The 24,066-nt window shown below is 72.8% G+C and carries 21 protein-coding genes and 1 tRNA gene; 19 read left to right on the top strand and 3 right to left on the bottom strand.

From position 1 onward, the window contains the following. Positions 1–109: 109 nt before the first annotated feature. The 11 genes from ACJ9NR_RS32395 to ACJ9NR_RS32445 all read left to right on the top strand — a co-directional run bounded on the left by ACJ9NR_RS32395 (position 110) and on the right by ACJ9NR_RS32445 (position 10,424). On the top strand, positions 110–1,291 hold the full coding sequence (locus ACJ9NR_RS32395) for a Gfo/Idh/MocA family protein (RefSeq protein WP_412491138.1): 1,182 nt from the start codon (positions 110–112) through the stop codon (positions 1,289–1,291). 145 nt (positions 1,292–1,436) lie between these two features. Then, on the top strand, positions 1,437–2,465 hold the full coding sequence (tdh, locus tag ACJ9NR_RS32400; protein ID WP_412491137.1) for an L-threonine 3-dehydrogenase: 1,029 nt from the start codon (positions 1,437–1,439) through the stop codon (positions 2,463–2,465). A gap of 47 nt (positions 2,466–2,512) precedes the next feature. Next, the gene (locus tag ACJ9NR_RS32405; RefSeq protein WP_412491136.1) at positions 2,513–3,706 is read left to right on the top strand and encodes a glycine C-acetyltransferase; all 1,194 of its coding nucleotides are present in this window, start codon (positions 2,513–2,515) and stop codon (positions 3,704–3,706) included. Positions 3,707–3,826: 120 nt separating this feature from the next. Then, on the top strand, positions 3,827–4,729 hold the full coding sequence (locus ACJ9NR_RS32410; protein ID WP_412491135.1) for a LysR family transcriptional regulator: 903 nt from the start codon (positions 3,827–3,829) through the stop codon (positions 4,727–4,729). A gap of 166 nt (positions 4,730–4,895) precedes the next feature. Then, positions 4,896–5,504 (top strand): helix-turn-helix domain-containing protein, encoded by a 609-nt coding sequence (locus ACJ9NR_RS32415; RefSeq protein ID WP_412491134.1) that lies wholly within the window; start codon positions 4,896–4,898, stop codon positions 5,502–5,504. 8 nt (positions 5,505–5,512) lie between these two features. Continuing rightward, on the top strand, positions 5,513–6,046 hold the full coding sequence (locus ACJ9NR_RS32420) for a GNAT family N-acetyltransferase (RefSeq protein ID WP_412491853.1): 534 nt from the start codon (positions 5,513–5,515) through the stop codon (positions 6,044–6,046). Positions 6,047–6,076: 30 nt separating this feature from the next. Then, positions 6,077–6,433 (top strand): MmcQ/YjbR family DNA-binding protein, encoded by a 357-nt coding sequence (locus ACJ9NR_RS32425; protein ID WP_412491133.1) that lies wholly within the window; start codon positions 6,077–6,079, stop codon positions 6,431–6,433. 149 nt (positions 6,434–6,582) lie between these two features. Further along, positions 6,583–7,908, top strand: coding sequence for an MFS transporter (locus ACJ9NR_RS32430; RefSeq protein ID WP_412491132.1), 1,326 nt, complete (start codon positions 6,583–6,585; stop codon positions 7,906–7,908). 108 nt (positions 7,909–8,016) lie between these two features. Further along, positions 8,017–8,090: transfer RNA gene (locus tag ACJ9NR_RS32435), tRNA-Pro, on the top strand. Positions 8,091–8,313: 223 nt separating this feature from the next. Beyond that, positions 8,314–8,760, top strand: coding sequence for an SPW repeat domain-containing protein (locus tag ACJ9NR_RS32440; RefSeq protein ID WP_412491131.1), 447 nt, complete (start codon positions 8,314–8,316; stop codon positions 8,758–8,760). Between the two features lie 323 nt (positions 8,761–9,083). Further along, positions 9,084–10,424, top strand: a complete 1,341-nt coding sequence (locus tag ACJ9NR_RS32445) for a phosphoribosyltransferase family protein (protein ID WP_412491130.1) — start codon at positions 9,084–9,086, stop codon at positions 10,422–10,424. Between the two features lie 285 nt (positions 10,425–10,709). Here ACJ9NR_RS32445 and ACJ9NR_RS32450 read toward each other — a convergent pair whose 3' ends face one another. After that, positions 10,710–11,144 carry an ATP-binding protein gene (locus ACJ9NR_RS32450; protein ID WP_412491129.1) on the bottom strand — a complete coding sequence of 145 codons (435 nt, stop codon included), beginning with the start codon at positions 11,142–11,144 and terminating at the stop codon, positions 10,710–10,712. 150 nt (positions 11,145–11,294) lie between these two features. On the opposite strand from ACJ9NR_RS32450, the gene ACJ9NR_RS32455 reads away from it, so the two are divergent. The 8 genes from ACJ9NR_RS32455 (at position 11,295) to ACJ9NR_RS32490 (ending at position 21,423) form a co-directional block, all read left to right on the top strand. Continuing rightward, positions 11,295–12,062 (top strand): IclR family transcriptional regulator, encoded by a 768-nt coding sequence (locus tag ACJ9NR_RS32455; protein WP_412491128.1) that lies wholly within the window; start codon positions 11,295–11,297, stop codon positions 12,060–12,062. Positions 12,063–12,104: 42 nt separating this feature from the next. Next, positions 12,105–13,619, top strand: coding sequence for a glycerol kinase GlpK (glpK, locus tag ACJ9NR_RS32460; RefSeq protein WP_412491127.1), 1,515 nt, complete (start codon positions 12,105–12,107; stop codon positions 13,617–13,619). A 590-nt stretch (positions 13,620–14,209) separates the two neighbouring features. Next, positions 14,210–15,973: a GAF domain-containing sensor histidine kinase gene (locus ACJ9NR_RS32465; RefSeq protein ID WP_412491126.1), complete on the top strand. Its 1,764-nt coding sequence runs from the start codon at positions 14,210–14,212 to the stop codon at positions 15,971–15,973. Positions 15,974–16,200: 227 nt separating this feature from the next. Beyond that, positions 16,201–16,635, top strand: a complete 435-nt coding sequence (locus ACJ9NR_RS32470) for a pyridoxamine 5'-phosphate oxidase family protein (protein WP_412491125.1) — start codon at positions 16,201–16,203, stop codon at positions 16,633–16,635. 176 nt (positions 16,636–16,811) lie between these two features. Next, positions 16,812–19,073, top strand: a complete 2,262-nt coding sequence (gene pflB, locus ACJ9NR_RS32475) for a formate C-acetyltransferase (RefSeq protein WP_412491124.1) — start codon at positions 16,812–16,814, stop codon at positions 19,071–19,073. Next, positions 19,070–19,819: a pyruvate formate-lyase-activating protein gene (gene pflA / locus ACJ9NR_RS32480; protein WP_412491123.1), complete on the top strand. Its 750-nt coding sequence runs from the start codon at positions 19,070–19,072 to the stop codon at positions 19,817–19,819. The genes pflB and pflA overlap by 4 nt, the downstream gene beginning before the upstream one ends. 148 nt (positions 19,820–19,967) lie before the next feature. Then, positions 19,968–20,663, top strand: a complete 696-nt coding sequence (locus tag ACJ9NR_RS32485) for a response regulator (protein ID WP_412491122.1) — start codon at positions 19,968–19,970, stop codon at positions 20,661–20,663. A gap of 139 nt (positions 20,664–20,802) precedes the next feature. Further along, complete coding sequence (locus tag ACJ9NR_RS32490) at positions 20,803–21,423, top strand: hypothetical protein (RefSeq protein ID WP_412491852.1); 621 nt, start codon at positions 20,803–20,805, stop codon at positions 21,421–21,423. A 153-nt stretch (positions 21,424–21,576) separates the two neighbouring features. On the opposite strand, the gene ACJ9NR_RS32495 is transcribed toward ACJ9NR_RS32490, so the two are convergent. Next, positions 21,577–23,016 (bottom strand): GH1 family beta-glucosidase, encoded by a 1,440-nt coding sequence (locus ACJ9NR_RS32495; RefSeq protein ID WP_412491121.1) that lies wholly within the window; start codon positions 23,014–23,016, stop codon positions 21,577–21,579. A gap of 118 nt (positions 23,017–23,134) precedes the next feature. Next, positions 23,135–24,055: a carbohydrate ABC transporter permease gene (locus ACJ9NR_RS32500; RefSeq protein WP_412491120.1), complete on the bottom strand. Its 921-nt coding sequence runs from the start codon at positions 24,053–24,055 to the stop codon at positions 23,135–23,137. Positions 24,056–24,066 lie beyond the last annotated feature (11 nt).

Below are 24,066 nucleotides of genomic sequence, written 5' to 3' on the forward strand. Positions count from 1 at the left end.
CCACCCGGGTGGGCGACGATTGGTTCCTCAGCCACTACCAGGTCTCCCGCCTCGACCAGGCCGGTCCGCGCGAGCGGCTCCGGGGCGCAGGGCCAAGGAAGGGTCCACCATGACCGACCTGCGCCTCGGCGTTCTCGGCTTCGGACTGCGCGGTTCCCTCGCCCGGGTCGCCCACCGGCCCGGCGGGGGCGCCCGCGTCACCGTCGTCGCGGACCACGACCCGGAGCGCCGGAAACAGGCCGCCGAACTGATCGACGGGGTCCGGACGGTCGACGGCCACCGCGAGGTCATCGAGGCCGAGGACGTCGACGCCGTGCTGATCCTCACCCCGGACCACACCCACGCCGACCTCGCCTGCGCGGCGCTGCGCGCCCGCAAGCCCGTCTTCGTCGAAAAGCCCCTCGACATCACCGTGGAGCGCTGCGACCGCATCCTGCGCACCGCCCGCGAGACCGGCACACGCCTCTACGTCGGCCACAACATGCGGCACATGCCGGTGATCCGCCGGATGCGGGACCTCGTCACGCGCGGCGACATCGGCACCGTCAGGACGGTCTGGGTGCGCCACTTCGTCGGCCACGGCGGCGACTTCTACTTCAAGGACTGGCATGCCGAACGCCGTTACACCACAAGCCTGTTGCTGCAGAAGGGCGCCCACGACCTGGACGTGCTGCACTGGCTGGCCGGCGGCTGCACGCGCCAGGTACAGGCCTTCGGCGACCTCATGGTCTACGGCGGCAACCCGCACCGCCGGGCGCCCGGCGAGCCCAAGAGCGCCGACTGGTACACCGAGGACGGCCACTGGCCCCCGCACACCCAGCGCGCCCTCAATCCGGTGATCGACGTCGAGGACGTGTCGGTGGTCAACCTGCGCCTGGACAACGGGGTGCTGGCCGCCTACCAGCAGTGCCACTTCACCCCTGACTACTGGCGCAACTACACCGTCATCGGCGACGCGGGCCGCCTGGAGAACTTCGGCGACATACCCGGGGGAGTGGTGCGGGTGTGGAACGCCCGGCGCTCCGGGTACCGGGCCGAGCCCGACGCGGAGTACCGGGTGCCGGAGCCCGAGCAGGACGCCGAGCACGGCGGCGCGGACCCGCTGCTCATCGACGAGTTCCTGCGCTTCGTACGGGAGGGCGGCCCGACCGACACCTCACCGGTGGCCGCGCGGATGGCGGTCGCGGCCGGGTACGGGGCGACCGCGTCGCTGCGCGCCGGAGGTGCCGTGCAAGAGGTGCCGCCGCCGGACGACGACCTGGTCGCCTACTTCGAACGGGGACAGGTGTGAAGCGGATCTGGGACGCGGCTTAAGAAATCCTCGATGGACCCGGCGTGGTGCGGTGCGGCAGATTGCCGGGTGATTCCACCCCCACCCCGGAGGCGGGCTGTTCCGGCATGCCCGCGCCCGGTCCCTCGAGCACAGGAGCCGTAGCGTGAAGGCGCTGGTCAAGGAGAAGGCGGAGCCGGGGCTGTGGCTCGCGGACGTTCCGGAACCCACGGTCGGGCCCGGCGACGTACTGATCAAGGTGCTGCGTACCGGTATCTGCGGCACCGACCTGCACATCAGGGCCTGGGACGGCTGGGCGCAACAGGCGATCAGCACCCCGCTGGTGGTCGGGCACGAGTTCGTCGGCGAGGTCGTGGAGACCGGCCGGGACGTCGCGGACATCACGATCGGCGACCGGGTGAGCGGTGAGGGCCATCTGGTGTGCGGCAAGTGCCGCAACTGCCAGGCCGGCCGGCGCCATCTGTGCCGTTCCACCGTCGGGCTCGGCGTCGGACGGGACGGCGCCTTCGCGGAGTTCGTCGCGCTGCCCGCGTCCAACGTGTGGGTGCACCGCGTGCCCGTCGACCTCGACGTGGCCGCGATCTTCGACCCGTTCGGCAACGCGGTGCACACCGCGCTGTCCTTCCCCCTCGTCGGCGAGGACGTCCTGATCACCGGCGCCGGGCCGATCGGCCTGATGGCCGCCGCGGTGGCCCGGCACGCCGGTGCCCGCAACGTCGTCGTCACCGACGTCAGCGAGGAGCGCCTGGAACTGGCCCGCAAGATCGGCGTGAGCCTCGCCCTGAACGTCTCGCGGGCCGCGATCGCCGACGGCCAGCGGGAGCTGGGACTGCGCGAGGGCTTCGACATCGGCCTGGAGATGTCCGGCCGCCCCGAGGCCGTGCGCGACATGATCGACAACATGACGCACGGCGGCCGGATCGCCATGCTCGGCCTGCCGGCCGCCGAGTTCCCGGTCGACTGGGCCCGCGTCGTCACCTCGATGATCACCATCAAGGGCATCTACGGCCGTGAGATGTTCGAGACCTGGTACGCGATGTCGGTGCTGCTGGAAGGCGGTCTCGACCTGTCGCCCGTGATCACCGGCCGGTACGGCCACCGCGACTTCGAGGCGGCGTTCGCCGACGCGGCGAGCGGCCGCGGCGGCAAGGTCATCCTCGACTGGACCGCGTAACTCCCGCGCAACTCCCCTTCGGCGACGGCTTTTTAGGAGCTTCCCCCATGTTCGACTCCGCCCGCGACGACCTGCGCGCCACCCTCGACGAGATCCGTGCCGCCGGCCTGCACAAACCCGAGCGTGTCATCGGCACCCCGCAGTCCGCGACCGTGAACGTGACCGCGGGCGGCCGCCCCGGCGAGGTCCTCAACTTCTGCGCCAACAACTACCTCGGCCTCGCCGACCACCCCGAGGTCGTCGCCGCCGCGCACGAGGCCCTGGACCGCTGGGGCTACGGCATGGCCTCGGTCCGCTTCATCTGCGGCACCCAGGAGGTGCACAAGGAGCTGGAGGCGCGCCTGTCCGCGTTCCTCGGCCAGGAGGACACGATCCTGTACTCCTCCTGCTTCGACGCCAACGGCGGCGTCTTCGAGACGCTGCTCGGCCCCGAGGACGCGGTCGTCTCGGACGCCCTGAACCACGCGTCGATCATCGACGGCATCCGCCTGTCCAAGGCCCGCCGGTTCCGCTACGCCAACCGTGACATGGCCGATCTGGAACGGCAGCTGAAGGAGGCCGCGGGTGCGCGCCGCAAACTGATCGTCACGGACGGCGTCTTCTCCATGGACGGCTACGTGGCGCCGCTGCGGGACATCTGCGACCTCGCCGACCGCTACGACGCCATGGTCATGGTCGACGACTCCCACGCCGTCGGCTTCGTCGGCCCCGGCGGCCGCGGCACCCCCGAGCTGCACGGCGTCATGGACCGCGTCGACATCATCACCGGCACCCTCGGCAAGGCACTCGGCGGCGCCTCCGGCGGCTACGTCGCGGCCCGCGCCGAGATCGTCGCCCTGCTGCGCCAGCGCTCGCGGCCGTACCTGTTCTCCAACACCCTCGCCCCGGTGATCGCCGCGGCCTCGCTGAAGGTGCTCGACCTGCTGGAGTCGGCGGACGACCTGCGGGTGCGCCTCGCCGAGAACACGGCGCTGTTCCGCCGCCGGATGGGGGAGGAGGGCTTCGAGATCCTGCCCGGCGACCACGCCATCGCGCCCGTGATGATCGGCGACGCGTCGGTCGCGGGCCGGATGGCGGAGCTGCTGCTGGAGCGCGGCGTGTACGTCATCGGCTTCTCCTATCCGGTGGTCCCGCAGGGTCAGGCCCGGATCCGGGTCCAGCTGTCGGCGGCCCACTCGGCGCAGGACGTGAACCGCGCGGTGGAGGCGTTCGTCGCGGCGCGGGCCGAACTGGAGAGCTGAGCGCCGGCGGGGCCCACGGAGCCGGGGCGGGCCGCTCGGTGCGTCCCACGGGGCGGGACGTCGGCGCGCCCCGGCCGAGCCACCGCCGGGGGTTCGCGCGCGGCTTGCGATAATCGTGCCGTGATCGAAGCGCGGCGGCTGCACATCCTCCGTGCGGTGGCCGACCACCGTACGGTGACGGCGGCTGCCGCCGCGCTGTACCTCACGCCCTCCGCCGTCTCCCAGCAGCTCACGGCGCTCGAGCAGGAGACGGGCCACCGCCTGGTCGAGCGCAGCGCCAGGGGCGTGCGGCTGACCCCGGCGGGCGAGATCCTGCTCAGCCACACCAACGCGGTCCTCGCCCAGCTGGAGCGAGCCGAGGCGGAGCTCGCCGCCTACGGCTCGGGCGCCGCAGGCACGGTCACCGTCGCCTCCTTCGCCACCGGCATCGCGCAGGTCGTCGCCCCGGCGGTGACCCGGCTCGCCGAGTCCGCGCCCGGTATCCGCGTCCGCGTCCAGGACGCGGAGGGCGACGCCAGCCTGCCGATGGTCCTGGACCGGCAGGTCGACGTCGCGGTCGCGGTCGAGTACCGGGGCGCGCCGCCCGCCGACGACCCGCGCCTGACCCACGTGCCGCTGTACGCCGAGCCCTTCGACGCCGTCGTCCCGCTCAGCCACCGCCTGGCCGGCGCCGGTGAGGTCCCGCTGGCCGAACTGGCCAAGGACCCGTGGATCGGCCCCTACCCGGGCAACCCCTGCCACGAGGTGGTGGTGCTGGCCTGCGAGGCCGCCGGATTCCAGCCCCGTCTGGAGCACTCGTCGGACGACTTCCGCGCGGTGGTGGCGCTCGCCTCCGCGGACGCGGGCGTCGCGCTCGTCCCGCGTTCGGCGCTGCGGGGGACGGACCTGACGGGCGTGGTCGTCCGGCCCGTCGACGGGGTGGCACCGACCCGGCGGGTGTTCGCGGCGGTACGGCGGGGGGCGGAGGAGCACCCGCTGATCCGGCCGGTGCTGACGGCGCTGGCCGAGGCGGCGCGGGCGTAGGGGCCCCTCACGCCCGCAGACGCCCGTTCGCCGGCTTCGGGACCGCCGACGACGCCGGCCGCGCCGAGCGCCGCAAGAGCCGGAACACCGGCGCCGACCGCGCGACGGCGCTGCGGCGCCTGGAAGAAGTCCGCCGCCTTCCCGGATACGGGATAGCATCCCTGATATGAGACAGAACAGCGCCGAGGCCGGGCCGGACGCCGCGGACACCCGGCTCGACGTCCGGCTCGACACCCGGCTCGGTGTCCGCCTCGCCGAGCTGCGGGCCGAACGAGGCTGGTCCCTGGGTGAGCTGGCGGAGCGCAGCGGGGTCAGCCGCTCGACCCTCTCCCGTGCCGAACGCGCGCAGATCAGCCCCACCGCCTCGCTTTTGAACCGTCTGTGCGGCGTGTACGGGCGCACCATGTCCCAGCTGCTCAGCGAGGTCGAGGCGGAACCGGCGCAACTGGTGCGGGCCGCCGAACAGCGGGTGTGGCGGGACGAGGCCTCCGGTTTCGTACGACGGTCCGTGTCGCCGCCGCACGCGGGGCTGCGCGGCGAACTCGTCGAGGGACGGCTCGCCGCGGGCGCCGACATCGCCTACGACCGGCCGCCCGTGCCCGGCCTGGAGCAGCACATCTGGCTGCGTGAAGGAGCTCTCGAGGTGACGGCACAGGACGTGGAACACCGCCTCACCGCCGGGGACTGCCTGCGGCTGCGGGTGTGGGGCCCGACGCGGTTCCGGTGCGCGGGACCCGAGGGGGCGCGGTACGTACTGGCGGTGGTGCTGCCGTGAACGTGGACGTGACCGTGACCCGGCTGGACGCCCGCGGACTCCACGCGCGCGCGGAACAGCTGGCGGACCTGCTCGTCGACACCGTGGAGGGCGGTGCCTCCGTCGGCTTCCTCGCACCGCTGGACCGGGCGGAGGCCCTCGCCTGGTGGAAGGAGCGCGCCGCGCTCGTCGCCGCCGGGTGGCTGGCCGTATGGGCGGCCGACGACGGCGTCCGGCCGCTGGGCACCATCGGCCTGGCCCACCCGGACAAGCCCAACAGCCGCCACCGCGGCGAACTGGTCAAGCTGATGGTGCACCGCGACGCGCGCGGACGGGGACTGGGCCGCACGCTCCTGGCCACGGCCGAGGAGGCGGCGCGCACGTCCGGCATCACGCTCCTGCACCTGGACACGGAGACCGGCAGCCCCGCCGAGCGCCTCTACGACGCGGCCGGCTGGACCCGCATCGGCGCGATCCCGGACTACGCGGCCGCCCCGGACGGCGCGCTGCGGCCGACGTCGATCTACTTCAAGAGACTGATCCCCGCCGCTCCCACCAGGTGATTGTCAGTGGCGGCGGCTACGGTGCCGGGCATGCTGGACGCCGAAGACGTACGCCGTATCTGCCTCGCCCTGCCGGACACGACGGAGAAGATCGCCTGGAGCATGCCCACGTTCCGCGTCGCGGGCAAGATGTTCGCCACGCTGCCCGAGGACGAGACCTCCATCGCCGTGCGCTGCCCCAAGGAGGAGCGCGCGGAACTGGTGCTGGCCGAGCCGGGGAAGTTCTGGATCGCCGGCCACGAGGCGCAGTTCGCCTGGGTGCGGGCCCGCCTCTCCGCGATCGAGGACGAGGACGAGCTGCGCGCCATCCTCGCCGACTCCTGGCGCCAGGCGGCCCCGTCCCGACTGCTCGACGCCTACCCGGAGTTGGGGGTTCCGGGCGAGTAGAAACGGCTCGGGCGCCGTCGGTGCCGCGTGGCATGATTCCGGACAGGCGTGGTGGCCGGGCGACGGCGGTGGCCGGGGCGACGGCATCCGGCGGGCCGTGCCCGGGGCGACGTCCGGTGGGCATCGAGCGGGGAGGGGAGCGCGCGGGGATGGGCGCAGGTCATGACGTCGTGGCCGGAGAGAGGGCGGGGCTGCCGGCGGGCGAACGGCCGGTGTGGTCGCGTGACTTCGGGCTGTTCTTCGTCGCCCGTGCCGTCGCCCGGCTCGGCGACACCATGCTTCCCGTCGCCCTCGCCGCGGGTCTGCTCCAGCACGGGTACGGGGCGGGCGCGGTCGGCCTGGCCATGGCCGCGACGGCCGCCGCCTTCGCCGGCCTGGTCGTCTTCGGCGGGGTCATCGCCGACCGCTTCAGCACCCGCAAGCTGATGATCGGCGCCGACCTGGTCCGCCTCGGCACGCAGTCCCTCGCCGCGGCACTGTTCTACTCCGGGCACGTCGTGCTCTGGCAGATCTGCGCGATCGGTTTCGTCAACGGCGTCGCGGGCGCCGTGTTCCAGCCCGGCGTCGCCAGCACGGTCCCCCGGCTCGCCGCCGACGTCCAGGGCGCGAACGGCGCCATCCGCATCGCCGAGTCGGCCGCCCAGCTCGCCGGCCCCGCCACGGCGGGTCTCCTCGTCGGCTTCGCCTCACCGGGCGGGGTCTTCGCGGCCCACGCCGCGACCTACGCGATCAGCGCCCTGTGCCTCCTGCTGCTCCGTCTGCCCCCACCGGCCGCCGGCGGCGGCCCGGCGGGTCACGGCGGCTCCGGCGCCTTCCGCGCCGACCTGATCGAAGGATGGCGCGAATTCCGCTCCCGCACCTGGCTGTGGGGCGTCATAGCCGTCTGGTGCGTCTACATGATCGCCGTCTGGGGGCCGACGGTCCCGCTCGTGGCCACAGAGGTGGTGCAGCAGCACGGCCCACGCGCCTACGGCCTGGTCAACTCCGCGCTCGGCGCCGGAACGGTCGTCGGCGGCGTCCTCGCCCTGCGCCTGCGCCCCCGCCGCATGCTCCGCGCCGGCGCCGTCTCCCTGTTCGCCTTCGCGGGCTTCCCGGTGACGGTCGGCGCGGGCCTGCACCTGCCGCTCATGGCGGCGGGGGCGGCCGCCGCCGGAGCGGGGATGTCCTTCTGGGGCGTCATGTGGGCCACCAGCGTCCAGACCCAGGTACAGCCCGACGTCCTCAACCGCATCCACGCCTACGACGTCGCCGGCTCCCTGGCGATGATGCCGGTCGGCCAGGCCCTGGCCGGCCCCGCCGCCGGGGCCCTGGGCTCCGGCCATGTCCTCCTCGTCTCCGGAGCGGTCAGCCTCGCCGTTCCGATCGCCCTGCTCTCGGTCCCGGCGATCCGCGACCTGGTCCGCGCCGACGCTCCGAGCGCGATCGCGGCGACGAGACCGGTACGCGAGCAGCCCTGCTCGAAGCCGACGGCCTGACCTCCCGACGCGGGCGTCGGCCGCGAAACCCATGCACGACCACCGAGCCGAGTGCGGTATGGTTTCTGTGCACGTCCGGCCCGGGGAAACCCCAGGTCAGACAGGCACCGGGACGTGGCGCAGCTTGGTAGCGCACTTGACTGGGGGTCAAGGGGTCGCAGGTTCAAATCCTGTCGTCCCGACGGTGCGAAGGGTCTTCGCAGGCGAGTGCCTGCGAGGGCCCTTCTTCTGTGAGGGCTCTTCTTCTGTCCCGGGACCGTCCACGAAGGCAGGGCCGTTCGGCCCACGACATCGGGCGGGCGACGGCAGACGATATAAGGAGGACATAAGAAGGGAGTCGCGGCTTTCATCTGCCCGATGCGACATGAGTGCCGTGGGTTCGGAATGACACGGGAGGTGTCTGACATGACCGAACGCACATTCCCGGGTATCGAGGAACACCCGGACATCCTTGCGCTGCGAGCCCGCTCCGAACGGGTGACGACGTCGGTGACAGCGCAGATCTGCGAAGGACTCGGCCTGCTGGCCGGTCTGTACCTGGCGGCCTCGGCATGGATCGTGGGATTCGACGCCACCCTGCCGACACTCGCCGTGACCAACCTGATCGCCGGGCTCGCGTACGCGTTCCTGATGGGCGGCGGATTCGGCTCCGCCTACGAGCGCACGCACGCGATGAGCTGGGCGGCGGCCGGGATCGGTGTGTGGACCGTCATCGCCCCCTTCGTGGTGTCGGGCGCGCGCAGCTCGCACCCCGCCGCGGAGGTTGTCAGCAACGCCGTGGTCGGCGGCCTCGCCGTCATCCTGGCCGCGATCACGGGGCTCCTCGCGAGGCGGGCGAAGGGTCGGACCTGACCCGTCCGCATCCGGGTGGGGCCGAGCGGACCGGCTCGGCCCCACCCGCATGGGCGGCGCCGTCGCGCCAGCATGCCCGTGCTCGGCACGGCACCGGGACATGCCCGTACTCGACGCGACACCACACGGCACGGCACGGCACGGCACAAAGACCGTCCACCGGCCGTCGCCTGGCGGCAGGGCCCGTTGGTCCCGGGTCCGGGCCGGCCGTCCCTACCGGCGTCCGGCGAAGCGCGATGCAATGAGAGGTGAGGAACAACTCGCCCCCGCGGTGCGGCGGTTGAGTGCCGCCGCGCTGCTGTCAGGGCTGGGGGGTGGCGGCGATGCTCTTCGACGACCGCAGGCAGGCCGGGCGGCAGTTGGCCTGGCACCTGGAGTTCCTGCGCGGCCACAACGCGGTGGTGCTGGGGCTGGCGCGGGGCGGGGTCCCGGTGGCCTATGAAGTGGCCCAGGAGCTGGGCGCGCCGCTGGATGTACTCGTGGTGCGCAGGCTGCGCGTGCCGTGGCAGCCGGAGTGGACCTTCGGCGCCATCGGCGAACAGGGAGTGCGCGTCCTGGACGACGCCGTCGTCCAGGCGGCCGGACTGAGCCCGGCGGAGCAGACGGCCGTGGAGAAGCCGGTCCGCACCGAACTCGACCGGTGGGCGCACCGCTACGGCACGGGCCGGCAGGCGGTGCCGCTGGCCGGACGTACGGCGGTGATCGTGGACGACGGGCTGACCACCGGAGTCACGGCCCGGGCCGCCTGCCGGGTGGCCCGCGCCCGAGGAGCGGCTGAGGTCGTCCTCGCCGTGCCCGTCGGACCGGTGGCCGTCGTCACGGAACTGCGTGAGGTGGCCGACGACGTCGTCTGTCTGCAGACCCTCCGGCACCTGGACTCGGTCGGAGCCTGGTACCACGACTTCGCCCGGACGTCCGACGCCGAGGTGGCCGACCTGCTCGCCCGAGCCGCCCACCCCGTGCCCGCCGTCCCGCTCGTGGCCGCCGCGCCGAGCCCCCGCCTGTCGCACCGGCAGGTGCAACTGCCGGCCGCGGGCGAGTGGTTGGCCGCTCGTCTCACCCTCCCCGCCGCGGCCCCGGCGGTCGTGGCCTTCGCGCACGGCAGCGGCAGCGGCCGGCACGGACCGCACAACCGGTACATCGCCGACGTGCTGAACCGGGCGGGGCTGGGCACCCTGCTGCTCGACCTGCTCACCGAGGACGAGGAGCACGACCGGGACAAGGTCTTCGACGTCCTCCTGCTGGCCCGGCGGCTGCGCGCGGCCTCCGTCTGGCTGCGGCACGAAACCGGTCTGCCCGTCGCCCACTTCGGGCGCGGCACCGGCGCGGCCGCCGCCCTGGAGGCCGCCTGCGCACCCGAGGCCGACATCCGCTCGATCGTCTCCCGGGGCGGCCGCCCCGACCTGGCCGCCCCCGCCGCACTGGCTCGGGTGCGCGCGCCCACGCTGCTCATCGTGGGCGGCCGGGACACCGCCGTTCTCGAACGCAACCGGCTCGCCGCCGGCCGGATGCACTGCGAACACCGCGTCGCCGTCGTTCCCGGTGCCACCCACCTGTTCACCGAGCCCGGCGCCCTGGCCACGGTCGCCGAGCTGGCCGAGGACTGGTTCACCGCCCACCTCGCCCGCCCCACGGCCGCTGCGCCGCTGCGCCGTTCGGCGTGACCGGCGTGACCGGCGTGACCGAGGCGGCGGATCCCCTCCCCCCTCGGCCCGTTCGGACGGGCCGCCGGGACGTTCGGTACCTGGCAGCCCGGGCCCGGCCGGTGTCAAGTGGTCATGGGAGCAGAAGGGAGCACGTCATGAACTGGCCGACCGCCGCCGTCGTCATCGCCGCCATCTTCGCCTTCGCCGGCATCGTCAGCGCCTTCGCCGGGCGGAAGAGGTAGCCGGGAACGTCTCGGACCCGAGCGCAAGAACTCCCTCGGGCTGTGTCCGCGGTGGCGAGCCTCAGCCCCGGTCGCAGTGCAGTTCCGCCCAGCGGATGGTCCCGCCGGAGTCCGCGCGGGCGCCGCAGCGGGCCGCCAGGGCGGTGACGATGGCGAGGCCGCGGCCGCACTCGTCCGGGTCGAGTGCGGCGGCGGACAGTGCCGTGGGAGCCGCGGGCCCCCTGTCGGTCACTTCCACACGGACGGCACCGCACCCGTCCGGCGCGGTCCGGGAGAGCGTCAGCGTCGCCGGGGGCAGGGCGTGCACGATCGCGTTGGTGACCAGCTCCGACACCACCAGCAGTACGTCTTCCGCGGTGTCCGCCGCCAGGTTCCAGTCGATGAGGACCGTACGTATGCGCCGGCGCACGGCTGAGACGGCCCCCGGGTCGTGCGGAAGCGGCAGAACGTGCTCGACCTCCCCTCGAGGCGCGGCGTCGAGCTGCGCTGTTGTCATGTGTCCTCCTCGGAGCGCTGCCCGCCATGGACTCGGCGCGACGGCACGCGAGAAAGACGCTAGGGAGGGAACCCCCGCCGGTCAACGAACCCCGGTCGGCATTACCGAACGGCAGTCCCCTACCGCAAAAACACGGACTACCATCGCTTCATGGCCGGCCCAGTCCAGTCCATCGAGCGAGCCGCGGCGATCCTGCGCCTGCTCGCCGGCGGATCCCGTCGGATGGGACTGGGCGAGGTGGCGTCCTCGCTCGGCCTGGCCAAGGGCACCGCACACGGGATACTGCGCACCCTGCAGCACGTCGACTTCGTGGAGCAGGACCCGGAGACGGGAAAGTACCAGCTGGGGGCGGCGCTGCTGCACCTCGGCACCAGTTACCTCGACGTGAACGAACTGCGTTCGCGGTCCATCAACTGGGCCGACGCCCTGGCCGCCCGCAGCGGGGAGGCCGTCCGCCTGGGCACGCCCCTGGAGGGCAGGGTGCTCGTCATCCACCATGTCTTCCGGCCGGACGACACCCTGCAGACCCTGGACGTCGGCGCGCTGCTGCCGTTGCACGCCTCCTCGCTCGGCAAGGTGCTGCTGGCCTACGGGGTCACGCCCGTGGACGCCGTGCTGGAGGCCGCGCCGGAGTCGTACACCCGGCACACCCTGGTCCACCCGGAGGAACTCAACCGGGCGCTGAGCGAGATACGGGACCTCGGCTGGGGCGCCGAGGTGCAGGAGATGAGCATGGGCGAAGCCGGAATCGCGGCCCCGATCCGGGGACAGGGCGGTCTGGTGGTGGGCGCGATCGGAGTGTCCGGCGCCGTCGAGCGGATCTGCGACACCAAAGGCCGGCCCCAACCGGCCCTGATCACCGTGCTGCGGGAGGCGGCACGCGCGATCTCCAGGGACCTGGGTGCGGCCCGCTGGTAGGTCCCCGGCACTCCCGCGACACAACGGAAGGCAGGGCCGATCATGGTTGAGCGGTATGTGATGTCCATCGACCAGGGCACCACCTCCACACGATGCATCCTGTTCGACCACGGCGGGCGGCTGGTGTCGGTCGCCCAGCGGGAGCACCAGCAGTACTTCCCCCGGCCGGGCTGGGTCGAGCACGACGCCGTCGAGATCTGGCGCAACCTCCAGCGCGTCGTACCCGAGGCACTGTCGAACGCCCAGGTGGACGTGGGACAGATCTCGGCCGTGGGCATCGCCAACCAGCGCGAGACGACGGTGCTCTGGGACCGGCGCACAGGGGTCCCGCTGGGCAGGGCGATCGTCTGGCAGGACACCCGCACCGGCCCGCTCGTCGACGAGCTGAGGAGCCGGCCCGGCGACGAGTACTTCCTGGAGCGCTGCTGCCTGCCTCCCTCCACCTACTTCTCCGCGCCCCGCATCCGCTGGCTGTTCGACCACGTCGACGGGCTGGAGCGGCGCGCCCGGGACGGCGAGGTGCTGTTCGGCACCATGGAGAGCTGGCTGATCTGGAACCTCACCGGGGGCCCGGACGGCGGCGTGCACATCACCGACGCCACCAACGCCAGCCGCACCATGCTCATGGACATCCGCACGCTGAGCTGGGACGAGTCGCTGCTGGACTTCTTCGGCGTGCCGCGTTCGATGCTGCCGGAGATCCGTTCCTCGGCGGAGCACTACGGCGAGGCCCGGGCGCTGCTCGCCGGTGTGCCCATCACGGCCGCCCTCGGTGACCAGCAGGCGGCCCTCTTCGGACAGACCTGCTTCTCGCCGGGCGAGGCGAAGTGCACCTACGGGACCGGCAGCTTCCTGGTGATGAACACGGGCACCGACCTCGTGCGCTCCGGGCACGGGCTCCTCACCACGGTCGCGTACAAGATCGCGGACCAGCCCACGGTCTACGCGCTCGAAGGTCCGATGGCCGTCACGGGCTCGCTGGTCCAGTGGTTCCGCGACCGGCTGGGCCTGATCCACAGCGCACCCGAGATCGAGACGCTGGCGCGCACCGTCGAGGACAACGGCGGCTGCTACATCGTCCCCGCCTTCTCCGGCCTGTTCGCGCCGCACTGGCGCAGCGACGCACGGGGCGTCATCGTCGGCCTGACCTCGTACATCACGAAGGGCCATCTGGCCCGGGCCGTCCTGGAGGCCACCGGCTGGCAGACCCGCGAGGTCGTCGACGCCATGAACGCCGACGCCGGACTCGCGCTGAAACAGCTCAAGGTCGACGGGGGCATGACGTCCGACCACCTGCTCATGCAGATCCTGGCCGACGTGCTCGACGTTCCGGTCGTACGGCCCCTGGTCGCCGAGACGGTCTCCCTGGGCGCCGCCTACGCGGCCGGGCTGGCGGCCGGCTACTGGCCCGATCTGGAGGTGCTGCGCCGCAACTGGCACCGGGCCGCCCAGTGGCTGCCGGACATGGATCCCGAACGGCGGGAGTGGGAGTACGAAAGCTGGAAGCTGGCGGTCGAACGGTCCCTGGGGTGGGTCCGGCAGCCGAAGCACCCGTGACGGCGGCCACCGGACACGGCCCGCCTCGTGCGCCGGCCGCGCGCTTGCTCCGGCATGCGGACCCCGGCGTGCGCCTCGCCCCGCCTGTCGTGATGTCCTCGGGCCGCCTGTCGTCATGGCCCTGGGCCGCCCGCCCTCATGGCCTCGCGCCCGCCCGTCCTCATCTCTTCCCGCGCGCAGCGACGCGGCCGCCCCGCGCTCGCGCCCGCGCCCGCGCCCGCGGGTCCGGAGTACCCGTCCGCCAGATCAGGCGCGACGGGCGGGCGCGACGCGGCGAGTCCGACGGGGCGAGCGCGACGCGGTGATCCGCTCGCAGGTGTCCTCCTCGCGGCCACCGGGCCGGATCCCGGCCGGGGCCACCGGCCGACACGGTTTCACCCCCTTCACCTCCTTCACCCGTTTAACCCCATTCACCCCATTCACCCCCTTCACCCCCCACCGGCCTGTTCGAACGGGGCGCCGGGGGTCTGCCGCGGGACCGGTCCCGGCGCGCCGACGGGGCTGTTCCTTGGCACAAGTTCGGTGTTCTCCGCCAGGGCCCTTCGGGCATTCTGTTCTGCGTGATGAGGGAAGACGCGGAGGGAGCCGGGATGGACGAGCGCAGCGCGGCGGAGCGTTCCGGCCCGGTCCCGCCGTTGCGGATGGACGCGCTGCTCAGCGAGCTGCAGGAACATGTCGAGCGCGTGCGCGGTGGCCGGGACCGCGTGCAGACCCTGCTGGACGCGGTGATGGCGATCGGCAGCGACCTCCACCTGGAGGATCTGCTGCGCCGGATCGTGCAGTCCGCCGTCGACCTCGTGGACGCCACCTACGGCGCGCTGGGCGTGCCGGGTGAAGAGGGCGTGATCCGGCAGTTCATCACGGTCGGCATGGACGACCGGACCATCGCGGAGATCGGTCACTACCCCGAGGGGCACGGGATCCTGGGCCTGCTGATCCGCGAGCCGCACCCGCTGCGGCTGGACGATCTCGGTGAGCATCCGGAGTCGGCGGGCTTCCCGCCGGGGCATCCGCCGATGCGGACCTTCCTGGGCGCCCCCGTACAGGTGCGCGGGAAGGTCTTCGGCAACCTCTACCTGACGGACAAGCGGGGCGGGCTGCCCTTCGACACCGACGACGAGGTGGTGCTGCAGTCCCTGGCCGCCGCCGCGGGCGTCGCGATCGACAACGCCCGCATGTACGACGACAGCCGCCACCGCGAGCGCCGGCTGTCCGCCAGCGCGGACATGACGCGTGCGCTGCTGTCGGGGGAGCCGCCGGAGGAGATCCTGCGGTCCCTGGCCGACACGGTCCGGCAGATGACCGGCAGCGACCTGGTCACCCTGGCCCGGCCGGTGGGGCGGGGCCAGGACCTGGTCGTGGAGGCCGCGGCCGGCCGGGCGGCCGACGAGGTGCTGGGCCTGGCGCTGCCGGCGACCACCCTGGCGGCGAAGGTGTTCACCACGGGGGAGCCGATCACCAGCGAGGCCCTCAGCGACGACTCCCGCGGGTCGGGCGGCAGCGCCTCCGTGGTCCGCCTGGGCCCCGCCTTCTTCGTGCCCGTGGGGAGCACAGAGAAGGTGCGCGGCGTGCTCCAGGTGGCCAACGTGCCCGGCAGGCCCCCGTTCAGCGACGCGACCTTCGACATGGTCCTCACCTTCGCCGACCAGGCGGCCCTGGTGCTGGAGCTCGCCGAGCACCGTCGCGAGGCCGAGCAGCTCACGCTGCTCGGTGACCGTGACCGCATCGCCCGGGACCTGCACGACCAGGTCATCCAGCGTCTCTTCGCCGACGGACTGACCCTGCAGACCGTGCTCGGTCACGTGCGCGACCAGCCCACCGCCGCCGAGCGCATCGAGCGGGTCGTGGACGACCTGGACGACACCATCAAGACGATCCGCTCGACCATCTTCGGTCTCCAGCACCGCGACCGGCGGCAGCGCTCCGGCGGACTGCGGGCCCAGCTGCTGGCCGTGACGGACGAGGCCGCTCAGGTCCTCGGCTTCGCCCCGGCGCTGCGCATGACCGGTCTGCTGGACACCGACGTGCCCGCCGGCCACGCCGACCACCTGCTCGCCGTACTGCGCGAAGCCCTGTCGAACGCGGCCCGGCACGCCGGGGCCACGGCGGTGGAGGTCACCGCCGAGGCCTCCGACCGGACGCTGGGGCTGATCGTCGCCGACAACGGATGCGGCATCGACCCCGCCGCCACCCGCCGCAGCGGCCTGGCCAACCTGCGAAGCCGTGCCGAGGAACTCGGCGGCACCTTCCACGCCGATCGCCGCGACCCTTCCGGCACGCTGCTGCGATGGACCGTACCCCTGTCCGCGGACCCCTCGCCCACGGCCGGTGAGCACGCCCTGACGGGCGGCTGACCCCGGCCGTACGGGGCCGCGCGCGGACCTGACGCGGGCGCCGGCCACGCCCCGTGGAAGGACGACGGGCCCGACCGGGCCCGAAGGACCGCACGTTGCCCGGCGAACGGCACGCTTTCGTGGGCCACTCTCCGGTCGACAGCGGGACCGGAGGCCCTCACCCACGGAGGCGGCCGGGCCCAGCATGAACACAGGCCGCGCGCACCGCCTCGAGGGAGGGCTGGGCCATGTATCCCGACGATGGTTTCCGTGAACTCGCCCACAGCCAGTGCCTGCGCCTGCTGGCCACCGCACCCGTGGGCCGTGTCGTCTTCACGCGGCGGGCCCTGCCCGCGGTGGTGCCGGTCGGCTTCGGCCTCGACACGGACGGGGCGGTGGTGCTGCGCACCGCCGCGGCCTCCGAGCTGGCCCGCGCGGTCGACGGCGCGGTCGTCGCCTTCGAGGCGGACGCCGTCGACGTGCCCGGGCGGGCCGGCTGGAGCGTCGTCGTCACCGGCCACGCCGAGGTCGTGACCGAGGGGGCGGAGCTGGGGCGCCTGCGGCGGAGGGTCCCGCCCTCCTGGTCGCCGTGCCCCGACGAGGTCTTCGTCCGCATCGCGTCCGAACTGGTCACCGGGCGTGAACTCGTCACCGGCCGGACCATGGACGCCATGCCGGCCTGACGCCCGCGCCTCCCCTCGTACGACCGGGACCAACGTCCCGCGGCGGTGGGGCCGGACGGCGCGGCGGCGGGCTCCCGCCGACCCTGCCCCGCCCGGCTACGGGCGTAGAACATCGACGGTGGAGCCGCCCGGGGGACTCTCCTCCGGGCGGTGTCGCAAGCGATGCGGAGGCAGAGATGACGATGGCACCCCACACGGACGTGGCCGCACCCACCGATGCCTGGCGGGGCTTCACCGGGCAGCGGTGGCGCGAGCGTGTCGACGTGCGGGACTTCATCCAGGCCAACTACACGCCGTACGAGGGCGGCCCCGAGTTCCTGGCCGGCCCGACCGAGCGCACGCTGTCCGTCTGGCACCGGGTCAGCGGCCTGTTCCCCGAGGAGCGCCGCAAGGGCGTCCTCGACGTGGACGCCGCCACCCCTTCCACGATCACCTCGCACGCGCCCGGCTACATCGACCGGGAACGCGAGCTGATCGTCGGACTGCAGACCGACGCGCCCCTGAAGCGCGCCATCATGCCCAACGGCGGCCTGCGGATGGTCGAGAACGGGCTGAAGGCGTACGGCCGTGCGCCCGACCCCTTCGTCACCAAGGTCTTCGGCACCTACCGCAAGACCCACAACGACGGCGTCTTCGACGCGTACACCCCCCGGATGCGTGCCGCGCGCAGGGCCGGCATCATCACCGGGCTGCCGGACGCCTACGGCCGCGGCCGGATCATCGGCGACTACCGGCGCGTCGCGCTCTACGGCACCGACCGGCTGATCCGGGCGAAGCGGGCCGAACGCGCCCTGCTGGACGCGCGGCCCTCCACCCCGGACGTCATCCGCGACCGGGAGGAACTCGCCGAACAGATCCGTGCGCTGGGTGAGCTGACGCGGATGGCGGCGTCGTACGGCTGCGACGTCTCGCGCCCGGCCGCCACCGCGCACGAGGCCGTGCAGTGGCTCTACCTCGGCTTCCTGGCCGCCGTGAAGGAGCAGAACGGTGCCGCGATGTCGCTCGGGCGCACCTCGACCTTCCTGGACGTCCACCTCCAGCGGGACCTGGCCGAGGGAGTGATCGACGAGACGCGGGCCCAGGAACTGATCGACGACTTCGTGATCAAACTGCGGATCGTGCGGTTCCTGCGCACCCCCGAGTACGACGCCCTGTTCTCCGGCGACCCGACCTGGGTGACGGAGTCCATCGGCGGCATCGGAGCCGACGGCCGCCCGCTGGTCACCCGCACCTCCTTCCGCTTCCTGCAGACCCTCTACAACCTCGGGCCGGCACCGGAGCCGAACCTGACCGTGCTGTGGTCGCCGCGCCTGCCGGAGGGGTTCAAGCGGTTCTGCGCCCGGGTCTCCATCGACACCAGCGCCATCCAGTACGAGTCCGACGAGGCGATACGCCCCCGCACCGGCGACGACACCGCCATCGCCTGCTGCGTCTCCGCCATGGCGGTGGGCAGGCAGATGCAGTTCTTCGGGGCCCGGGTCAACCTCGCCAAGGCCCTGCTGTACGCGATCAACGGCGGCCGGGACGAGATGACCGGCGAGCAGGTCGCACCCGAGACGCCCCCGCTCACCGGCGAGTACCTCGACCACGAGGAGCTGTCCGCCGCGTACGACCGGATGCTCGACTGGCTGGCCGAGACCTACGTCGACGCGCTCAACGTCATCCACTACATGCACGACAAGTACGCCTACGAGCGCATCGAGATGGCGCTGCACGACCACCCCGTGCACCGCTTCATGGCCTGCGGCATCGCCGGTCTGTCGGTGGCCGTGGACAGCCTGTCCGCCGTCAGGTACGGCCGGGTCGAGGACCTCAGGGACGAGACCGGGCTCGCCGTGGACTACCGGACGACGGGCGACTTCCCCAGGTACGGCAACAACGACGACCGCGCCGACGCCCTCGCCGTCGACCTGGTCGAGTCGTTCATGGCGAAGGTGCGCAGGCACCCGGCCTACCGGGGCGCCGAGCACACCCAGTCCGTGCTGACCATCACCTCCAACGTGGTCTACGGCAAGCACACCGGCAACACCCCCGACGGCCGGCGCGCCGGTGAGCCCTTCGCGCCCGGCGCCAACCCGATGAACGGCCGGGACCGGCACGGGGTCGTCGCGTCGGCGCTGTCGGTGGCGAAGCTGCCGTACGAGGAGGCACGGGACGGGATCTCGCTGACCACGACCGTCACACCCGAGGGGCTCGGCCACGACCCCGCGGAACGCGCGGGCAACCTGGTCGGCATCCTCGACGGCTACACGGCCGCGGGCGGCTTCCACATGAACGTCAACGTGCTGGACCGGGCCACCCTCGAGGACGCCATGGAACACCCGGAGAAGTACCCGGAGCTGACCATCCGGGTCTCCGGATACGCCGTCAACTTCGTCCGCCTGACCCGCGAGCAGCAGCTCGACGTGATCAGCCGCACCTTCCACGGGTCGCTGTGAGGAACACGACGGCGCCGGCGCCGGCCGGCCGGATCCACTCCTGGGACCTGTCCACCGGCGTGGACGGCCCCGGGACCCGGTTCGTGCTGTTCGTCAGCGGCTGCCCACTGCGCTGCCTGTACTGCGCCAACCCCGACACCTGGCACATGCGGGACGGCCGGCCGGCGTCGGTGGACGAGGTCATGGCCGAGATCGAGAAGTACCGGGCCTTCCTTGCCACGGCCGGGGGCGGGGTGACGATCACGGGCGGAGAACCGCTGCTCCAGCGCGCGTTCACGGGCTCCGTCCTGCACCGCTGCAAGGAGGCCGGGCTGCACACGGCGCTGGACACCTCCGGGTTCCTGGGCGAACGCGCCTCCGACGCACTCCTCGCCGACACCGACCTGGTGCTGCTGGACATCAAGTCGTTCGACATCTCCGCCTACCGGAAGCTCACCGGCGGCCGGCTGGCCCCGACCCTCTCCTTCGCCACCCGCCTGGACCGGCTCCACGTCCCCGTGTACATCCGCTACGTCCTCGTGCCCGGCTGGACCGACGACCTCTCGGCCGTGGACGGCCTCGGTGCGTTCCTGGCCGGGCTCGGCAACGTGGACCGGGTGGACGTGCTGCCGTTCCACAAGCTCGGCGCCCACAAGTACGACGCCCTCGGCATCGACTTCCCGCTGCGCGACACCCCCGTGCCCGACCCGGAATCGGTGGAACGGGTGCGACGGCGGTTCCGGGAACACGGCCTGCGGACACCGTGAGCCGGCTGCCCGGGCCCCGCCGGGCGCCGGTACCGGGGAGACGGCGGGGCCTGGTGCTCGCGCCCGGATGAGGGCAAGATCTCGGACAGCAGGCGAGCCGTTCGGGAACGGACGGCGGCGAGGCGAGCGCCGCGACAGGGAGCGATCGATGGCAGACGGCAAGCAGTTCGGCCCCCACAACCCCGTCCGGGTCTTCCTGATGGACGACCACGAGGTGGTACGGCGAGGCGTGCGCGACCTGCTGAACGACGAGCCGGACATCGAGGTGGTCGGCGAGGCCGGTACGGCGGAGCAGGCCCTGGTGCGCATCCCCGCGCTGCGCCCGCAGGTGGCGGTGCTGGACGTCCGCCTGCCCGACGGCGACGGCGTGAGCGTCTGCCGGGAGCTGCGCTCGCGCATGCCGGAACTGGCCTGTCTCATGCTGACCTCCTTCGACGACGAGGAGGCCCTGCTGGACGCGATCATGGCGGGCGCGTCCGGATACGTCCTGAAGCAGATCCAGGGCTCGGACCTGGTCGCCGCCGTGCGCACCGTGGCCGCCGGCCAGTCCCTGCTGGACCCGAGCGCGACCGCCCGGCTGATGGCCCGGTTGCGCGGTGGTCAGCAGCAGCAGGAGGAGGAACCGGAGGCGCTGTCCGGCCTGACCGACCGGGAGCGGGAGATCCTGTCCCTGATCGGCGAGGGCCTCACCAACCGCCAGATCGGCCAGCGCCTCTACCTGTCCGAGAAGACGGTGAAGAACCACATCTCCCGACTGCTGGCCAAGCTGGGGGTGGAGCGCCGCGTCCAGGCCGCCGTGATCGCCACCCAGACCAAGGACCGGCAGCGGCAGGACGGTCAGTGACACCGCGAAACGTCCCCGGAGGCGGGGACGTTGGTCCCCATCGGCGGAGCCCTTCGGCATCCCGCGTCGCCAGGCGCGCGCTGGGAGAGTGAGGTCGTCAAGCAAAGACGACCTGAACATGCCAGAGGGGACCACCATCATGGCCGTGCACGAGCACTCCCACCGCAGCCCGGGCTTCCGTCTGTTCTTCCGCAGCGGCCGGACCGGCTCCGCGCTCGCCGTGTCGGCCGGCGTCGACACGCACACCGTGGCGGCCCGGGCCCTCGCGAGCCTGCGCGTCCTGACCGGTTTCGTCTTCCTGTGGGCGTTCCTGGACAAGACCTTCGGCCTCGGATACGCCACGGCGTCCGGCAAGGGCTGGGTCGACGGAGGATCGCCCACGAAGGGCTTCCTGAGCTCCGTGGCCGCCGGACCGATGCAGTCGACGTTCCACTCGTGGGCCGGCGACACCTGGGCCGACTGGCTGTTCATGCTCGGCCTGCTGGGCATCGGCGCCGCCGTCATGACCGGTGTGGCGCTGCGGCCCGCCGCCGTCGCGGGCACGGCGATGATGGCACTGATGTGGATGGCCGAATGGCCGCCGGCCAAGCACCTGGCCGACGGCTCGCCGAGCATGTCGACGAACCCGTTCGCCGACTACCACGTGATCTACGCCGTGGTGCTGATCGCCGTCGCGGCCGCCGCCGCGGGCACCACCTGGGGGCTGGGCCGCTGGTGGGCGGGCCTGCCCGTGGTCCGCGACCACGCCTGGCTGCGCTGAGCGCCTGCCGCGGACCTCGTCCACGCCGCGTGCGGCCCCCGACCGGCAGGTCGGGGGCCGCACCCGTTCCCGTGCCCCGCACGCGAGGGGCGCGGGCACGAGGGCGGGACGGTGCCGCCACCGGCGCCGGTCGGGCGCCGGGCAGGACGCCGGTCAGGCGCCGGGCAGGACGCCGGTGCGGGCCACCTCGGAGTACCAGCGGGCGCTGGCCTTGGGGATGCGGGTGCCGGTGGGGTAGTCGACGTAGACGGCGCCGAAGCGCTTGCTGTAGCCGTACCCCCACTCGAAGTTGTCCAGCAGCGACCACAGGAAGTAGCCGCGGACGTCCGCGCCGTCGGCGATGGCCCGGTGCACGGCGGCCAGGTGGCCGCGCACGTAGGCGATCCGTTCGGGGTCGTTGACCTGGCCGGAGGGGTCGGCGTAGTCGTCGAACGCCGCTCCGTTCTCCGTGACGACCAGCGGCAGGGCCGGGAACTCCGAGGCCAGCCGGCGCAGCAGGTCGTACAGGCCCGTGGGATCGACGGCCCAGCCCATGGCGGTGGTGGCGCCGGGAGGCTGGTGGAAGGCGACCTGGTCCGCTCCGGGCCAGGGGCTGTGCGAGCTCCTGCCGTGCCCGTCCGCGTTGTGGGCGGCGCTGCCGTCGGCCTCCGAGACGAGAGTGGGCGTGTAGTAGTTGATGCCGAGGAAGTCCAGCGGCTGGTGGATCCGCTCCAGGTCGCCGTCGCGGACGAAGGACCAGTCGGTCAGCGCCGCCGTGTCCTTCAACAGGTCCTCCGGGTACGCGCCCCGCAGCATCGGGCCGGTGAAGACCCGGTTGGCGAGCGCGTCGATCCGGCGGGCGGCGTCGGCGTCGGCATCGCTGCCGGTGAGCGGGCGCACCTGGTGGAAGTTGAGCGTGACCGAGCACCGGGCGTCGGAGGGCAGCGCCGCGCGCAGCGCCTGGACCGCCAGACCGTGCCCCAGGTTGAGGTGGTGAGCGGCGCGCAGGGCGGCGACCGGATCGGTGCGGCCGGGGGCGTGGACGCCGGAGCCGTAGCCGAGGAAGGCGCTGCACCAGGGCTCGTTGAGGGTGGTCCAGGTCTTCACCCGGTCGCCGAGGGCGTCCGCGGCGAGGGCCGCGTAGGCGGCGAACCGCTCGGCCGTGACGCGCTCGGGCCAGCCTCCCGCGTCCTCCAGCTCCTGCGGCAGGTCCCAGTGGTAGAGCGTCGCCACCGGCGTGATGCCGTGGGCCAGCAGCTCGTCGACCAGGCGGCGGTAGAAGTCCAGGCCCTTCTGGACGGCGGGGCCGCGGCCGGTCGGCTGGATCCGGGGCCAGGCGAGGGAGAAGCGGTAGGCGCCGAGGCCGAGTTCGGCCAGGAGCGCGACGTCCTCGCGCCAGCGGTGGTAGTGGTCCGTGGCGATGTCGCCGGTGTCGCCGTTGCGGACACGGCCGGGGGTACGGGCGTAGACGTCCCAGATGGAGGGGGTGCGGCCATCTTCGGCGGTTGCCCCCTCGATCTGGTACGAGGCGGTCGCGGTGCCCCAGAGGAAGCCCTCGGGGAAGGTGCGTGCCGCGTCCGGGGCAGTTCCGCCTTGTCGTGCTGCGGTGACCACGTGGATCCTCTCAGAAAGGTGGGTCGCGAAAGGTGTGTCGAGGGAAAACGGGGAGGGGCGGAGCCCGGCGGCCGGGCGCCGGGCCGGCGTGCACCCGGCCGGCCCCGGCCGGCCGGGATCAGCCCTTGACGGCGCCGGCCATGATCCCGCTGACGATCTGGCGGCCGAAGACGATGAACATCGCCAGCAGCGGCAGGGTGCCGAGCAGCGCGCCCGCCATGATCAGTGACTGGTCGCGGACATAGCCGGCGCTGAGCTGGGTGAGGGCGACCGGGACGGTCGGGTTCGTCATGTCGAGCACCACGAAGGGCCAGAAGAAGTCGTTCCAGGCGTGCACGAACGTGATCATGAACAGCACGGCCATCGCGGGCCGAGCGACCGGGAGCACGATGCTCCAGAAGATCCGCAGCGAGTGCGCGCCGTCCACGCGGGCGGCCTCGACGAGCTCGTCCGGCAGGGCCTCGGCGAGGTACTGCCGCATGAAGAACACCCCGACCGCGCTCACCAGCGTGGGGAAGATGACGGCGGGCAGCTGCTGCGCCCAGCCGAGCTCGGACATCATCATGAACAGCGGTACGACGCCGAGTTGGGGCGGCACCATCATGGTGCCGATCACCAGGGTGAGCAGGATGTTGCGCCCCTTGAACCGCAGTTTGGCGAAGGCGAAGCCGGCCAGCGTCGCGAACAGCACCGTGGACAGGGCGATGACCCCGGCCACGATCATGCTGTTGATCATGGCCTTGCCCATCGCCGCCTCGTCCCACGCGCGGGCGAGGTTGTGGAACAGGTTGGGACCGGGCAGGAACGGCGGCGGGGTCTGGCTGACGCGGGTGTTGTCCGTGGAGGCCGCCACCATCGTCCAGTACAGCGGGAAGATCGACACCAGCGCCATCACGGCGAGCAGGACATAGGCGAGCGGTCCCGCGTGGTGCTGGCGGCCGGCGCGCATCCGCAGCAGCCGGCGGCCGCCGCGGGAGGCTTTCGGGGCGGGGGTCCGGACCGGGGCGTCCGTGCGGACCGGGAGGGAGTTGACGGTCATGACGGCTCCTG

The sequence above is a fragment of the Streptomyces sediminimaris genome, from assembly GCF_047049295.1.
GTDB classification, from domain to species: Bacteria; Actinomycetota; Actinomycetes; order Streptomycetales; family Streptomycetaceae; genus Streptomyces; species Streptomyces sediminimaris.